Source organism: Brevibacterium antiquum (assembly GCF_016107655.1).
In the GTDB taxonomy this organism is placed as follows: Bacteria; Actinomycetota; Actinomycetes; order Actinomycetales; family Brevibacteriaceae; genus Brevibacterium; species Brevibacterium antiquum.
In genome coordinates, this window is sequence record NZ_JABASX010000001.1 from 287,068 (window position 1) to 303,204 (window position 16,137).

The 16,137-nt window shown below is 63.6% G+C and carries 11 protein-coding genes; 6 read left to right on the forward strand and 5 right to left on the reverse strand.

Features of this window, described 5'->3' with window-relative positions; genetic code table 11:
- Positions 1–58: 58 nt before the first annotated feature.
- The 3 genes from JFC13_RS01280 (at position 59) to manA (ending at position 6,411) form a co-directional block, all read left to right on the forward strand.
- Positions 59–1,579 (forward strand): LCP family protein, encoded by a 1,521-nt coding sequence (locus JFC13_RS01280; protein WP_198395303.1) that lies wholly within the window; start codon positions 59–61, stop codon positions 1,577–1,579.
- A 263-nt stretch (positions 1,580–1,842) separates the two neighbouring features.
- A complete protein-coding gene (locus JFC13_RS01285; protein WP_232488033.1) occupies positions 1,843–4,740 on the forward strand; it encodes an NlpC/P60 family protein in 2,898 nt (965 codons plus the stop codon).
- A 318-nt stretch (positions 4,741–5,058) separates the two neighbouring features.
- Complete coding sequence (gene manA, locus JFC13_RS01290) at positions 5,059–6,411, forward strand: mannose-6-phosphate isomerase, class I (protein ID WP_332839305.1); 1,353 nt, start codon at positions 5,059–5,061, stop codon at positions 6,409–6,411.
- Positions 6,412–6,798: 387 nt separating this feature from the next.
- Here the strand turns inward: manA and JFC13_RS01295 are convergent, their stop codons facing one another.
- From JFC13_RS01295 to JFC13_RS01310, 4 genes are all read right to left on the reverse strand, one after another.
- Positions 6,799–7,464: a CoA transferase subunit B gene (locus JFC13_RS01295; RefSeq protein WP_198395305.1), complete on the reverse strand. Its 666-nt coding sequence runs from the start codon at positions 7,462–7,464 to the stop codon at positions 6,799–6,801.
- Between the two features lie 9 nt (positions 7,465–7,473).
- Positions 7,474–8,244, reverse strand: a complete 771-nt coding sequence (locus JFC13_RS01300; protein WP_198395306.1) for a CoA transferase subunit A — start codon at positions 8,242–8,244, stop codon at positions 7,474–7,476.
- Positions 8,232–8,924: a hypothetical protein gene (locus JFC13_RS01305; RefSeq protein ID WP_198395307.1), complete on the reverse strand. Its 693-nt coding sequence runs from the start codon at positions 8,922–8,924 to the stop codon at positions 8,232–8,234. Before JFC13_RS01305 ends, JFC13_RS01300 begins: the two co-directional genes overlap by 13 nt.
- A gap of 82 nt (positions 8,925–9,006) precedes the next feature.
- Entirely contained in the window at positions 9,007–10,134 is a 1,128-nt protein-coding gene (locus tag JFC13_RS01310) for a coenzyme F420-0:L-glutamate ligase (protein ID WP_198395308.1), read from the reverse strand.
- Positions 10,135–10,631: 497 nt separating this feature from the next.
- On the opposite strand from JFC13_RS01310, the gene JFC13_RS20080 reads away from it, so the two are divergent.
- Genes JFC13_RS20080 through JFC13_RS01325 form a run of 3 tightly spaced genes read left to right on the forward strand, consistent with a single transcriptional unit; the run spans position 10,632 to position 15,651 of the window.
- Positions 10,632–11,075, forward strand: coding sequence for a WhiB family transcriptional regulator (locus JFC13_RS20080; RefSeq protein WP_425546544.1), 444 nt, complete (start codon positions 10,632–10,634; stop codon positions 11,073–11,075).
- Positions 11,072–14,197: a glycosyltransferase family 2 protein gene (locus tag JFC13_RS01320; RefSeq protein WP_198395309.1), complete on the forward strand. Its 3,126-nt coding sequence runs from the start codon at positions 11,072–11,074 to the stop codon at positions 14,195–14,197. The genes JFC13_RS20080 and JFC13_RS01320 overlap by 4 nt, the downstream gene beginning before the upstream one ends.
- On the forward strand, positions 14,194–15,651 hold the full coding sequence (locus tag JFC13_RS01325; protein ID WP_198395310.1) for a DUF5719 family protein: 1,458 nt from the start codon (positions 14,194–14,196) through the stop codon (positions 15,649–15,651). Before JFC13_RS01320 ends, JFC13_RS01325 begins: the two co-directional genes overlap by 4 nt.
- On the opposite strand, the gene JFC13_RS01330 is transcribed toward JFC13_RS01325, so the two are convergent.
- A complete protein-coding gene (locus tag JFC13_RS01330; RefSeq protein WP_198395311.1) occupies positions 15,648–16,007 on the reverse strand; it encodes a metallopeptidase family protein in 360 nt (119 codons plus the stop codon). The two genes, JFC13_RS01325 and JFC13_RS01330, sit on opposite strands and share 4 nt — an antisense overlap.
- Positions 16,008–16,137 lie beyond the last annotated feature (130 nt).

Consider the following 16,137-nt stretch of genomic DNA (forward strand, 5'->3'; position numbering starts at 1 on the left):
GGGCTTCAGGTCCGCGCGGTGGCCATAACAGCAACGAGCGCGAGGTAAAGGTAGGTCAGTGGCCGAAACGAGATACGTCGACCCCATTCATCACCCGTCGTACGCCTCACAGCCGACGAGGGATGTACGGGCGTGGATTCTTCTCCTCGTCACAGTCCTCATTCCCGGGGGAGTGCAGCTGCTGTTCCGGTCTCGTCGCTGGGCCAAGATCTCGCTGTCGATCACCGCAATCACCTGGGTCCTCGCGATCATTGCGCTGATCGTGATTCTCATCGACAAGAAGTTCCTCTTCACGATCGGCACGAATCCCTTCCTGCTGACGTTCCTCACGATCTGGCTGCCGGTGATCGCCATCAACTGGATCGTGTGCCTCTTCGACACCTTGCGCCGGATCAAGCTGGTCACACTGTCAGCGAGGGCGCGCAAGCGCTTCCTGGCCGCGTTCTGCGCGCTGGTCCTCGTCGTTGTCGGCCCGCTGGCCTGGGGCACGACCCTGCTGGACTCCCAGCGCGGACTGATGTCTGACCTCTTCGCCTCCGGGAAGGCCGCGAAGCCCGTCGATGGTCGCTACAACATCCTTCTCCTCGGCTCAGACGCCGGCAAGGGGCGCACCGGCATCCGCCCGGATTCGCTGTCCCTGGTCTCGATCGATGCGAAGACCGGCAAGACGGTCATCGTCGGCCTTCCGCGCAATATGGAGAACGTGCCGTTCCCCAAGGACTCGCCGTTGCACCAGTACTACCCGCAGGGGTACAACTGCGGCGACGAGTGCCTGCTCAACGCGGTCTTCCAGCAAGGTGAGCGACACAAGGACGAGTTCGAGAACCCGAAGCGAGCAGGGGAGCAGGCCACGATGGATGCCACCTCGGCGATCACCGGCCTCGAAGTTCAGTACTTCGCCATGGTCAACCTCAAGGGGTTCGAGAGCCTCATCGATTCCCTGGGCGGGATCACACTCGTCTCGGGTAAGCGGGTGCCGATCTCTTCGAAGGTTGATCCGAACACAGGCGAGCATGGCCCGGTCAAGGGTTGGATCGAGCCGGGCAAGCAGAAGCTCGACGGTTTCCATGCTCTGTGGTTCGCCCGCTCCCGTGAGTTCTCCAGCGATTACGAGCGGATGGTCCGGCAACGCTGCGTGCAGACGGCGATGGTCAAACAGCTCGATCCCGCCACCGTTCTGACTCGGTATCAGGAGATCGCCAAAGCCACCCCAGGAGCGCTGGCGACGGACATTCCCTCCTCAGAGGTGGACGACTTCGTGGACCTGGCTCTGAAGGTCAAGTCGCAGAAGATCGAGTCCCTTGACCTCACTCCGCCCAACGTGACACCATCACAGCCTGACTTCGACGCAGCCAGGTCCTTGATTGCGGACACGATCGAAAAATCATCTAAGGATGCTGAGAAGGACAAAGGCGCCCAGAGCGTGCCTGGCGATACGTCCGGAGCCGTTGCAGGGGTGAATGCGAGCCGGGGGCTCACGGCTGGAAGCAACACCCAGGTCAGTGCGCAAAGCGGTAGTGAAGGCGGCTCTGACGAGGGCGAAGAGAGCGCAGAGAGAGCCATCTGCTACGTGCCCTGAGATGTCGATCACCTGGCCGACCTTGTGCGTTGGCCGTGAGAAGCAGGGAATTGCACAGGATTCCGGGAAAAACTTTCCCTCGGTGTGTCCCTTGCAAACACTGGGAACCACACCGGTGTAATTTGGTTATTTTGTTATTTGGCTAGTCTGACACGCCGTATATGTGTAACAATTTTGAGATGTTGGGATTACCCACCGTCCTACCAACGGTGAGATGATTCCAGGGCCTGAACTTCCCTGACTTCCTCGAAAAGGCTGTAACGATGAAATACTTATTGCCCACAGTCGCGGGCTGCGCTTCAGTCGCACTCGTCGGCACCTTAGCGGTCACGGCACCGACTGCCTTCGCGGCGTCGACTGAGCCGGAAGTGACCCAAGAGGCGCTGAGCGTGAGCGAAGACGGACTCAACGTCCCCGGCGCCCGTGATTCCAGTGACTCCTCTGCCAACGTCGCCAACCAGAGCGCAACCAGCAACCTGCCGAACATCTTCAAGTCGCCGACCGCTGCGGCCTCGACACAGGTGCCAGCACTCGTCAACGCAAGTTCGGGTGCCTCTGCTGCTGCCGGTTCCACAGGGTCGGTCAACCCCGTCTCTGCAGGACTGTCCGCACCTGAGGGTGAAAGCGAAGCCGCTGAATCGGACGCCACCACCCCGAAGGCTGACCCATCGGCACCCGCTGAAGATTCCGAGAAGAAGGATGACGCGTCCGAGGACGAGAAGTCCGAGGGCTCTGAATCATCTGAGGGATCGAAGGACAGCGACGACATCTCGGGCTCGGTGCGTCAGAAGACCGAAGACGGCGTCAACATCGCGCTGATCTCCGACGTCCTCGACGTTCCGTCCAAGAACCCCAGCCTGATCGGCTTCACCTTCTCCGAGTCGACGGCCAACATCCGCATCCAAGTCCGCGTCAAGAGCGGATCTGATTGGGGCAACTGGCAGTCGCTCGACGAGGAGAAACAGGAGCAGGCGAAGAACGAAGGTTCCGAGCCGTTCACCGTCAACCGGGCCTCCGGTGTGCAGATGCGCATTCTGGGCGACAAGGCACCCAGCGATGCCGAGCTCGTTCTCGTCGATCCGAAGCAGAATCCCAATGATGCTGCGGCCGTGGCCGAGAACGATCCGGTAGAGATCGAGCCGCAGAGCTCCGATCCGTCCGAAGACGCAGCAGATACCTCAGAGACGACTCCCGGCTCGACTGCGGGCTCGGCCGAGGCTGCCGCGAGCACCGAGACAGTGGCTGCATCAGGTCAGGCCGAGGTCACCAATCAGAACTACGTCCCCGGCTCCTCGTCCACGAACAACGTGGCCAAATCCGCCAAGGTGCCGAAGCCGAAGATCGGCTCGCGCGATTCGTGGGGTGCCAAGGCATACAACGGCAGCCCCGACTACGCCAGCAGCGTCAAGCAGGCTGTCGTTCACCACACCGCCGGTTCGAACAGCTACTCGGCTGAAGACGTTCCCTCGGTTCTGCGCGGTATCCAGTCCTACCACCAGTCGGGTCGAGGCTGGGACGACATCGGATACAACGTCATCGCCGATAAGTACGGCCGTCTCTGGCATGCACGCGGCGGTGACATCAAGAAGGCCGTCATCGGTGCTCACGTGGCCGGCCACAACTCCGGTACATTCGGCATCTCGGTGATCGGCTCCTATGACAAGTCGGCTCCGCCGAAGAAGACCAGGGATGCTGTCGCCTCGGCGATTGCCTGGAAGCTTTCGCTCGATGGCGTCAAGCCGAGCAAGTCGACCGTCGTCGCGCACCGCGACCTCGCGAACACCAGCTGCCCTGGTGACGCCTTCTATTCCAAGATGGGCGAGATCCGTTCAACTGTCACCGACATCATGAAGTCCGGCGATCTGCCGTCCGATGAGAAGAAGGACGACGGCAAGAAGGATGACAAGAAGAAGGATGACAAGAAGGACGACGGCAAGAAGGCAACGCCGAAGCCCAAGACTGCTATCGAGAAGTACGCTGCTGACCACAAGAAGGAACTCGGCAAGGCCACTGGCAAGGAACACGATGTCAAAGGCGTTGACGGAGCACGTGCTCGCGCTTACGAGAAGGGCAACGTCTACTGGTCCAAGAAGACCGGTGCGTACCACCTGACCGGAGCGATCAAGAACTCGTACAAGGGTGACGCTGTCACCCAGCTGGGCCTGCCCACCTCGCAAGAGAAGGGCGGCCTGAAGGACGGGGGATCGGCGCAGTCGTTCCAGAAAGGCAAGATCTACTGGTCGAAGGACACCGGTGCCCACTACACCACCGGCACGCTCCTGAACTATTGGGGTGACAAAGGTACCGTCAAGGGCCACCTTGGTTACCCCACGTCGAACCCGGTGTACAAGGACGGACGAGGAGAGCAGCTGTTCGAAGGTGCCCGACTCGTCTGGGCCGAGGGCTATGGAACTACAGAGTTCTCGCCCACCGGAACCATTGAAGGCGGCGTAGTCGACGACAATGGTCCGGGTGACACCGATGATGCCAACGCTTCCGGTGGTGCCGATGAGTCGGCACCACCGGGGGACAGCGCCACCGATGGCGGTTCGGCTGCAGACTCCGGGGAAGGTTCTACAGACGACAAAGACGCCAAGGGTGACGACAAGGATTCGAAGGACGAGGACAAGTCCAAGGACGAGGACAAGTCCAAGGACGACGATAAGTCGGACGCGCCTAAGGATGACAAGAAGGACGAGGACAAGTCCAAGGATGACAAGAAGGACGAGGACAAGTCCAAGGACGACAAAAAGGACGAGGACAAGTCCAAGGACGACGACAAGCCGTCCAAGGCTGAGAAGATCCAGGCTCAGCGTGACTCCATCGTCAGTGAAGCGAAAGCCCACCTCGGTGTGAAGTATGTCTGGGGCGGAACCTCACCGACGAAGGGCTGGGACTGCTCGGGCTACACCCAGTACGTCTACGGCAAGCACGGCATCAAACTGCCGCGCACAACAAGCCAGCAGCGCAACGCCGGCACGGTCATCCCTGCCAGTCAAGCCAAAGCAGGCGACCTGATCTGGATCCCGGGCCACATCGGCATCATCTCTGAGACCAAGGGGCAGATGTACGATGCGGGCTCGACCCGGACGAACACGACGAAGCGCAGCTACAGCTGGATGCTCGATCGTGGAGCGAAGGTCATTCGCGTGGTCGGCTGACGGCAGCACGGTGACATCCGTTCGAGTAGGACTCGGCAGATAGTTCCAATGCCTCGCGGTCGGTTCTGAAGAGAACCGGTCGCGAGGCATTTTTCTGTTCCTGTTCACCTGCGACTTGGGCCCGGATGTCCATAGACTCTCCTTGCGGCTGGCCCGCCTGTCTCGTGCGGTCAACCTCACGTGCCGCTTCACGGGCCTTTGACCACGCGGTGAACAACAGATGTCCGGGCCTGAACAGTCAGTGAAGCCACTTCGGAAAACCATGATTAGTCAAGATGGACGCGCTAACGTGGAGAAACACGCACGGCAAATGCATGTGTGTTCATCCGAAGAGTCCAGCCGAAGGGGACCAAGACAGTGCGTCGATTGCACAACACGGTCAAGAATTTTGCTTGGGGCAGCACGGACGCGATCCCGGCGATCCTGGGAACTGCGCCCGACGGCACTCCCTGCGCCGAGCTGTGGCTCGGAGCGCATCCTCTCAGCCCCTCCCGTCTGGACATCGGAGCGTCTGATCAGCAGCGCACGGCCTACCGTTCCGCGCAGCAGGGGTCATCGTCATCGCTGGACGTGAAGACGGACAGCAGCACTGTCGGACCCAATCTCATCGAATACCTTGCCGGTGACCCAGAGGGTCTGTTGGGCCACGACTCGCTGCAGGTATTCGGGCCACGTCTGCCGTTCCTGCTCAAGGTCCTCTCCGCGCAGAAGGCACTGTCTATTCAGGTTCACCCGAATCCAGAGCAGGCGGCCATCGGATTCACCCGGGAAGAGGCCGAGGGCCCCGATCTCGACGCTTCGACCCGCAACTACAAGGACCCGTCGGCCAAACCGGAACTCATCTACGCTCTCACCGAATTCCACGCGCTGACCGGATTCCGTTCGCGCAAAGCCGTGCGTGCAACCTTCGAACGTCTGCTGTCGCTGTCACTGTCACCGGCTTCCCTGGACTTTCTCGGTGACGTGATCTCGGCGCTGAAATCCGTGACTGAGGCTAAGGCCTTCGCCAAGGCAGTCGAGATCGTCCTCGGAGACGCCCGGTCCGCCGACTTTGTGGACGAGGTCGCCGGTCAGGATCTGGCAGAACTGCCAGAAGGACACATCAGCCGTTCGGGCACAGCCGTCGATCCTGCTGAGACCTTCCAAGAGCTTGTGGCTGACTATCCTTCCGATCCTGGAGTGCTTGTGGCACTCATGCTCAATCGCGTCCACCTGCAGCCCGGGGAAGCCCTGGCGATGGAATCAGGTGTGCTGCACGCCTACCTCGGCGGGACCGGAATCGAGGTCATGGCCTCGAGCGACAATGTTCTGCGCGGGGGACTGACGAACAAGCACATCGACATTCCGGAGCTGGGAAAGGTTGCGAAGTTCGCCTCCGCCAAGCCTCGTATGGTCGAACCTGACCGTGACGGAATCCTCCTCGGCGCCACCGAGGACTTCGCACTGCAGTCATTGCGGTGCCCGCGACTGACACAGGTCGAGCGCCGAGGCGCGAGCATCGCCCTGTGCACATCGGGAAGCATCACTCTGACCTCCCTCGGGTCCACAGTGACACTCACACGTGGCCAGAGCGTTTTCATCGCGGCAAATGAGCCCACAGTGACCGCAGATGGCCACGGTGACCTGTTCGTGGCCACCACCGGACTCGACACCTCGCTGCCCTTCGCCTGAATTGCCTGGCCTGGTCTGTTTGGGCCGGTCTGGGCTGCTCACCTCGTTCCTCAGGTGCCCTTTGCTGCTGAGGGGAGGGGCCGCTGAACTACCTGTTGCCTATGCAGCTAACGGGGTGCTTAACGACTGACGGTGCGCGGTGGTCCGAGGAACGACGTCTCTGATCGCCAAGACCTGTTTGCGAGGCACCCAGGTCCGGGGGTCACCCAAGCTCGGGCGCCATCTGCATTTGGTCCCGCGCACCAACGCGCCGACTTATCCGCGCGGGTGAAGGCTCCCGGACACATGAAAGAGGCCGTCCTGGTCCGAATTCCTCGGAAGGAATCGGCCCAGAACGGCCCCGCATCTCACAACTGCTCTGTATGAAACCGCCGGAGCAGCAGTGCCTCAGGCGGCGTCGACGCTGATGGTGGGGACGTCGTCGGGGACGTTCACCTCGGCGCCGGTCTTCTCCTTGACCTCTTCGACGGTGACTCCCGGAGCCAGTTCGACGAGGGTGAATGAGTCTCCGGAGACGTCGAGCACGGCGATGTCGGTGATGACGCGGCTGACGACGCCCTTGCCCGTCAGCGGCAGCCCACAGGACGACAGCAGCTTGTGTGAGCCGTCCTTGGCCACATGGTCCATGATGACGATGACGCGCTGGGCACCGTGGACGAGGTCCATGGCCCCGCCCATTCCCTTGACCATCTTGCCGGGGATCATCCAGTTTGCGATGTCGCCGTTCGTGGCGACCTGCATCGCGCCGAGGATCGCGGCATTGACCTTGCCGCCGCGGATCATGCCGAAGCTGGCGGCGGAGTCGAAGTAGGAGGCACCGGGGAGCATCGTGACGATCTCCTTGCCGGCGTTGATGAGATCAGGATCGACCTCGTCCTCGGTAGGGTAAGGGCCGACGCCCAGCAGTCCGTTCTCCGACTGGAGGACGAGGTCGACTCCCTCGGGCAGGTAGTTGGGCACGAGAGTCGGCATTCCGATGCCCAGGTTGACGTAGCTGCCGTCTTCGAGTTCCTGGGCTGCGCGGGCGGCCATCTGATTTCTTGTCAATGACATTTCGGCTCCTCAGGCTTCGCGAACGGTACGTTTTTCGATGGGCTTGTCGGCCACCTGTTCCGGGGTCAGCTCGACGACGCGGTGGACGAAGATGCCGGGAACGTGGACGTCATCGGGATCGATCTCGCCTGGCTCGACGAGCTTCTCGACCTCGGCGATGGTGATCCGGGCCGACTGTGCGGCCGGGGGATTGAAGTTCCTGGCCGAAGAGTTGAAGACGAGATTGCCGTGGCGGTCTCCGATGGCGGCGCGGACGAGCGCGTAGTCGGGAGCCAGGGACTCCTCGAGGACGTATTCCTTCTCTTCGCCGAAGGTGTCGAAGACGCGGGTGTCCTTGGCCGGTGACTCCTTGACGACGTTGCCCTCGGCGTCGTACTTCCACGGCATGCCGCCGTCGGCGACCTGAGTGCCGGCACCGGTGATCGTGTAGAACGCCGGGATTCCGGCACCGCCGGCGCGCATCTTCTCTGCCAAGGTGCCCTGCGGGGTCAGCTCGACCTCGAGTTCCCCGGAGAGGTACTGGCGGGCGAATTCCTTGTTCTCACCGACATAGGAGGCGATGATCCGGCGGAGGCGGTGGTCGGCGAGCAGCAGGCCCAAGCCCCGTCCGTCGACTCCGGCGTTGTTCGAGATCACCTCGAGGTCCTTGGCGCCCTGGTCCTTGAGCGCTCGGATCAGGAACTCAGGCACGCCCACGACACCGAAACCGCCCACGGCGATCGATGATCCATCTGCAATATCGGCTACCGCCTCGGCGGGAGTATCAACTACTTTGTCCATACGCCCAGTCTGCCACGGACCTCGCCGAGGCTGCTCGCCAGGTCCGCAATGCGAGCCTCGTCCATCCCGTTGGCCAGCACAGACTCACCCCCGAGAAGGAGGTGGCCCAGGAACGTCGCCCATTCGTCTGGGCCCGGAGTTGAGTTCGAGACGAGGATTCCGGATCTGGAATCGTTCGGGGAGTCGGTCCACTGGACCTCCTGGCCACCGACGATGAGAGTCCCGGTGGACTGGAGACGCCGAGGTGTCACGTCCGGGTAGGCGCGGATTGCTGAGTTGACGTCGATGAAGTCCGCATCGACCGGTGTGCTCAGCGCCAAAGCCGGTGGGTTGTAGACGAAGACCTCCTCGGCATCGGCCAGTCGCTCATCGTCCTCGTGGCCCAGCGGTACGAAGGCGTGGAAAACACCATCCGGGGCCGGTGACCCGTCCGTGCCGAGCACGACGCGACCGTCGGCGAGGAGGACGCTGAGAATCGCGACGAGCTCTCGCCAGTGCAGTCCGGCGGGCAGCGGAACGAAGAGTGTGAAATCAGAGCCGAGGTCGTAGTCGCCGAAGAGGCCGACACCCTTGTTCACCCAGTTCGCCACGACTGGACCGGTGAGGTCGAGTCGGTCGAAGTCGGGGCCGCGCCAGAAGAGGACGGGTCCGCCGGTGCGGCTGATGATGGATAGATCCACGAGGGATGACCTGCTTTCTCGATGGTGATGGGGCGTTCACTGGGACGGGAGCCCGATGGTCAGGGAGTCAGGAGACCGATGGTCAGGGAGTCAGGAGACCGATATTGATGCGGACCCCACGGGGGAACGCTCCGAGCTCTCCGTCGGCCCACTCCCACTTCGTGGTCGCGCTGAGGTCCTCGGCGAAGAGCGCAGTGTGCATGCGCTCGACGAGAGACCCGAGGCCGACCATCGCCTCCAGCAGGGGAGGACCACCGGCCTGCGGCGTTGCCGGAGAGTCGGAGGGGGCCAGGGTGATCCGGGAACCGGACCCTTCGATGCGCATCCGCCAGGCAGCCTGACCGGGGGTGCGTGACGCTCCGGCGCGGACGACGCGGATGGCGCGTGAGACGCGTTCAAGGATGTCGTCGCTGTTGTCACCGGCTGCGGCACGGCCGGGCAGCTCGGTGACGCCGAGGCCTCTGTGGATTGCTTCGACGTGGCCGTAGCGGAACCAGTCCTCTCCGAGGTCACGGCTCAGGGCCTTCGCCCCGGCTCGGCCGTTGTCGAGATATCCGCCGGCGCCGCGTACGAGTGCCATCGGCAGTCCGCGCGACGATCCCTTGACGAGATCGGCTGCGGCGGCGATCTCATCGGCCACCGCGCGCACGGTCACCGATTGCACCCTGCCATCGTCGTCTGGTCGGCCACGCTGATCGTCGAGGCCTGAGAATCCGGAGAGACCGAGCGCGAAGTCGCCGACGCCGATCCTCCACGGCCGCGAAATGGTGTCGGAGATGACGACCCCGATCCGCACGGAGAAGGACTCTTCGACCCGCAGCCGCAGCTTCTGCGCCGAAGCATCGCTGTCGTGAGGGTGGAGGACGACGGCGCCGCTGGAATTCGACTGGTCGAGTCCGGCCGCCGCCTGCACGGTTCCTGACTGGGTGCGCACGATCTGGACGGTGGACCCGGAGGCATAGGTCCGCTCGGCAACGAGGTGATTCGACGAATCCTTGACGAGGTCCTCGAACTCCGCCCGGTCCTTCACACTGCGCAGTCGTCCATCAGCTTTGGACACCACCTTCGAGGCGATGACGAGGATGTCGCCGTCCTTGAGGTCGATCCGATTCCGGCGCAGAGCGTTGACAAGGATCGCTGCCAGATCGGAACCGGGAGCGATGTCCTCCTCGACGGGAGGCGCATACACGGTGAGCAGTCGGTCATTCATCGCCGCGTCCCTGTCGTCGTCGGGCCGCCTCGGCGCCCGGATTCAGTGGACGGATACGGGGATCGGGCGACGATTGCGAGTGATTCGACTCTCATGTCTCCATATTCCCACTGACGGCGCATGATTTCGAAATTCTCCAGATTTGCTCAGCCGCTCACTACAGGTTGTGTCAATATCAGATAGTGGTCGCTACATGTGGTGTTCTCGGCGCGTGTGTATGTGAAGGTGTGTTCGATTAAACCTCAGATGCCCACTGCAATACTCCACAAGGGCTTGACGGGGCGGTAATGACACGCGTGTAATTTATACTTAACAGGGGAACGCACTTAGCACGAATCCTCGGATTCGAGCATCCACCACGCTGACGCGGTCAGCACGAGCTTCACCTCCGGAATCATCCGGGGAGCCGGTCGCACCCAGACCATTCGGCTCCTCGAACGGTACCGGAACCGGAGCTCGCAGTGGTAGGTGAGCTGAGAGTGAGAAAGGGGAAAACCGTGCAAAGCGCACAGAGCAAAAGGCAGGAGAGGGAAGACTTCTCCACAGTCGTGCCTGGAGTCACTTCTCGAAGTGCCGAAGACTGGTTCGTCGAACCAGGGGCCCGAACACCGGATACTCTGCCTGATCCATTGGCGATCGATCCGAACGATCTGACACCGCTTCCCACGGACAACTCCGCAGTATCGCCGCTCTCACTGCTCCTCGGGGCAGCCGAGGACGGCGAGCTGTCCTGGCAGGACCAAGCGCTGTGCGCTCAGACCGACCCCGAGGCGTTCTTCCCTGAAAAGGGCGGATCGACTCGTGAGGCCAAACGTGTCTGTGCCTCGTGCGATGTCCGGTCAGACTGCCTCGAATACGCGCTGGCGAATGACGAGCGCTTCGGAATCTGGGGCGGTATGTCTGAACGTGAACGCCGCCGACTCAAGAAACAGGTCGTGTGAAACCTGCCGTCACCGTTGTCCTCGCCTCAGGCGATGACAGCAGCAGGGTTGAGCTCGAAACAGCTCTGAGCAAGACCTATCCCGAGATCCCGATCGTGGATCTCGGGGGTCTTGCCGTCACAGAGGCACGTGCACTCCCCGAGGTTGCCGACAGCACCCATCTGTGGTTCCTCACCGCAGACTCACGTCCGGAACCCGATTGCCTCGAGGAGCTGCTCGACGCCATCGGCGCAACCGAATCGATCGCCGCCGTCGGTCCCAAGATCATGCACGGAGACCACATCGTCTCCGCCGGAGTCACCACCACCTCGGCGGGAGCCAGGGTCAACCCGGTTGCCGACGGAGAGGTCGACCAGGGCCAGCGCGACGGCCAATCGGAGACATTGGGCCTCGACTTGCCCGGCATGCTCATCTCCACCACCGAGCTCGAAAGAATCGGAGCTCCGTCACGCGTCCTCGGCGTGGCCTATCGCGGTCTTGAATACTCGCGTCGACTGCGCGACCTCGGCCGCCGAGTCGTCGTCGCCCCACGCGCCGGACTCACCGTGTCCGCACACTCGGCCGCCCAGCTGGGCTCCTCGCCTCTGCCGCCACTGTCGAAGTCTCAGATCCGGACAGAACAGCGCTACCGGCTCAGCCTCGCCACCCCCGGATTCGCCGGAATCTTCTGTCTCCTCATCCTCACCCAGCTGAAGAACACCCTGGCGGGACTTCTGTCGAACAACGTCCGCGCCGCCTCCTGGTACTTCTCCGCACTGCTCGGACTCGTCTCCGACGCCGGAACCACCTCACGGCTGAGGCGATCCAACGCTCGCCGCAACCGCTTGGCCAAACGCACCACCGACTCCCACGTGGCTCCGCTCTACGCGGACCCGGACGAACTCGCCGTCCAGCGCAGGAGCATGAACTCCGCCGAAGAAGCCCGTCTGGCTCAGGCCGATTCGGCCACTGGCAGCGGCCCCGGCGACATCGACGAAACCGAGCTCAACCCGGTCGGTGACACGGAAGAGGCCATCGACTCGTTCTCACGCCTCGAGGTCACCGGCGGTTCGGGACTCTTCCGCAGCCCCCTGACCTACCTCCTCCTCGCGGCCGCGGCACTGAGCGGCTTCGTCTCCTTCCGTCTCTTCGGCCCCGGCCACCTCGTCGGCGGTGCACTGGGATCCACCGACGTGACGGTGGGTGATCTCGGCGCCCGACTGCTCAGCCCTCACCTCGACGTCTCCACCGGTGCCGCCGTTCCCGCCGACCCCTACCAGCTGGTCCTCGCGGCCCTCAGCGTTCCGTTCCTGGGCCACGTCGACATCATGGCCCGGACCCTGATCCTCCTCGCCCCGGTCATTGCCGTCATCGCCGCCTACCGTGCCGCGGGCGCAATCGTGAAGCGACGATGGGTGCGCGGATTCGCCGGTCTGCTGTGGGTTGCGGCCCCACTCTTCGTCACCGCGCTCTCGGACGGCCGACTCGGAGTGATCCTCGTCTGGATTGCGGCACCGCTCTTCGTCATCGCCCTGCGGCGCAGCCTGCGCACAGGGTCGATCGCCGCTGCCGCGGGTGCCGGACTCCTGCTGTTCCTGATGATCGCGGGCATGCCGCTGATGCTTCCTCTGGGCATCATCCTCACCGTGGTGCTGGTGTGCACCGGACGCGGTCTGCGCCACCTGTGGCTGCTGGCCCCGACCCTGTTCCTGGCCTGGCCCTGGCTGATCGGCCTCGTGAGGGCCCCGGGCGCGCTCTTCGTCATGCCCGGACAGACCCTGGCTCCACCGGCACCGCCCAGCTACCTCCTCGCGGTCGGCTTTCCCTCGACGATCGACATGAGCTGGCTGGCCGATCTCCTGTCCGCTGTCGGAGTCAACGGCGTCAGCCCCGGGATGCTGCAGCTGTGGGCACCGGTTCTGGTGCTGCCGATGCTCATCCTCGCGTTCCTCACCCTCATCGAAGCTCACCTCAAACTCTCACGCCTGATGTGGGCCGTGGGACTCTACCTCGCGGGGCTGCTGCTGGCCACCGTCCAGGTCCTCATCCCGGCCCAAACCGGTCCCTTCCACCTCATCGGCTCCTATCCTGCAGCGGGACTGACCCTGCTCAGCCTCGGCGCGATCATGCTGCTCACACTCGGGGCTCAGACCACGACGACGAAATCGTCGAACTCCCGGCGACTGCCCATGCGCGGTCTGTCCGGACTCGTGGCCATCGCCGCAGTCGGACTCATCATCGTCAGCGCCGGACCCAGCACCACCTCGGCGGACAATGTCACCACCCAGGAACACGGGACCGTCCCGGCGCTGGCCGCCGACCGGGCTGCCGGTGATGCTCAGGCACGCACGCTGCGCCTCGATGTCGTCGACGGCGAAGTCCGGGCCCGCCTTCTCTCGTCCGCCGATGGGACCGTCATCGGGACCTCGACCATCCGGTCCGCCGAGGCGGTCGGCGGCTGGCCGTGGGAGCGCCGACCCCTGCCCATCAGCGAGGACCAGACGCTCATCGCTCAGGCCGCCGCGGCACTCTCGGCCGATGACGCAGGAGACGTCCGAGCCATCCTCGGTCAGCTGGGCGTGGACTTCGTCCTCGTCGATTCGGGTGCGAAGAATCTGACGAACTCAGTGGCCGCCGCCGACGGAGTCGTCCAGGTCGGTCCGACCGAATCGGGTGGCCTGTGGCAGGTCGACACCCCCTACAACGGCCGGTTCCTCGTCCGCGAACCCGACGGCACGATGAGCACCGCACCGATGCATGGCACCACCGCCGAGGTGGCTCCAGGTGAGGACGGGCGCACCCTGATCGTGTCCGACAGTTCCGACAACATCACCGCCAGCCTCGATGGCAAGGACCTGCCGAAGCCAGGGAAGTCGACGATCAGCTGGGCCTCCGAATACTCCTTGCCAGCTTCCGGCGGCGAGGTCGAACTCACCTACGGTTCGTCGCTCTATGCCCCGGGGGTCATCATCGGTTGGATTCTCGGTCTCCTGACCATCATCGTCGCGATCCCCTTCGGGTCTCAGCGCCAGACACGGGCCTGGTCACGAACGACTCGGGCGAATTCCGAGCCAGGGGCTCGGGCGAGATCCGAGCGACAGTCTGAACCCGCACTCGAGCATCCTGTGGAGGCGAAGTCATGAAACACATGCGCAGCATCGTGACCTTCGCGGCGATCGCCGTACCGGGAGTCCTCGTGGCCACGACCTCCTTCCTGACTCCGCTGACCCCGGGCACACTCGACCGCAGTCCCGAGCAGGTCAGAATGCCCACCGCCGACACCCGTGTGATCTGCCCCGGTCCGCTCCTGACCGATGACGAGGCAGAGGGCACCGACGCGGAGTTCGTCGACGACTCGAACGTGTCCACACGTGCTGTCTCCGCCTCCGCGCCGATCAGTGCCGCAGACGGCTCGGTCTCCGCGGCCCGTCTCCAGGTAGCGGATCTGGGTGGGTCGGCGAACTTCGACAACCCGAGCTCCGACGGCTTCGTCTCCGGTGACGATCCGATCGACAAGACCAAACTCATCACCGGGTTCGCCCGGCCCGGGGCACCGGCGCTGACGACCGGCGTCGAAACCGTCGAAGGCACCTCCGGAGACCTCACCGGGCTCGCGACACTGACCTGTGGTTCGGCGGCGAGCAACTTCCGGATCCTGGCTGGCTCCGGTGCCGCAGGATCGAACTCCCAACTGCTGCTGAGCAACCCCGGCGACGTTCCCGTGCAGGCCGAAGTCACACTCATGACACCGTCGGGAGAGCGGGGAGAGCCGACAGAGGTCAGCATCAAGGCCGGGAAGCAGCGAGCCATCCGATTGGGTGGACTCGCCGCCGGAGCGGAGTCGCTGGCCGTCGATGTCAACGTCGACGGGGGAGTCGTGGCCGGCTCCCTCCAAGAGACCGTGCTCGACGGTCTCACCCCTCAGGGCATCGACCTGGCCACGAGCGGAGCAGACGCCGATACGCAGCAGGTCGTCACCGGACTCGACGGGAAGGACGCACGCCTGCGCGTGGCCAATCCGAGCGATGACCTGGCAGAGGTATCGCTCAAGGCCTATGGGCCCGATGGGGAGATCGACATTCCCCGCTCATCGATGACCGTTGTCGCACACGGAGTCGCCGAGGCCGACCTCGGCGATCTTGACGCCACAAGCGTCGTCCTCGATTCGGACCAAGCCATTCAGGCCAGCGCATTCATCGGTCAGGACGGGAAGAAGGGCAGCACAGACTTCGGAAGCGTCAACGCCACCGACACCCTCGCCGACTCCCAGGTCATGGCCCTGCCGCGCACAGGCACCGGGAAGCTGTACCTCTCACCAGGACAGGGACAGGTGCAGGTGAGAGGCATGCTCGACGACGGATCGCTCACGGAGGCCCAGTCGATTGATCTCAATCCCACCGCCACCACCGAATTCAGCCCGGCCGAGGTCTCCCCAGACGCAGTCCGCGCCATCGTCATCAGCGGTGAGAACGCCTCAGGTTCCCAGTCCGACGGTGTCCACGCCAGCTATGTGGTCACCACGGACTCAGGGATCTCCGCGGTGCAGCCGGCCCCGGCACCTGCCGGTGTGGCCTACCGCGACATCCGCCTCGGCTAGGAATTCCTGAGGATCTCGACCTGGTCGGCGACGACTTCGGCGATGAGCGAATCCCGCTGCCCGCTGCTGTGATATTCGATGACCCGCCGGTAGAGGACGATGTGCGTGAGCCTGTTCGCGGTAGCCGGAAAGACCCGGCCGAAGGCGGGCTCGGTGGAACTCGCCGGTGGAACCGCATCAATGGCCAGCACCACCTCGGCGAGCAATGCCGGTTCCTGCGCCCGGAAACGGGCGAACTCCTCGGCCGCGACACGTGCGAAGCTCTCCGCCCGACGCAGACGCGCGGGGACATCGGCCAGGAACAGCGGGGACCGCAGTCCGCGGCCATGCCGATCACGATGACGCCTGGTACTCATGAGTCAATATTGTACTGACCATACGGCCCTGGCTGACCAGGACAGGCGGTACTCGCGTGTAAAGTGGTTGACTGTGTCAGCCGTGAGATTGTGTTCAAAAGTCAGCTGCTCGCGCAGTGCCGCAGCCACC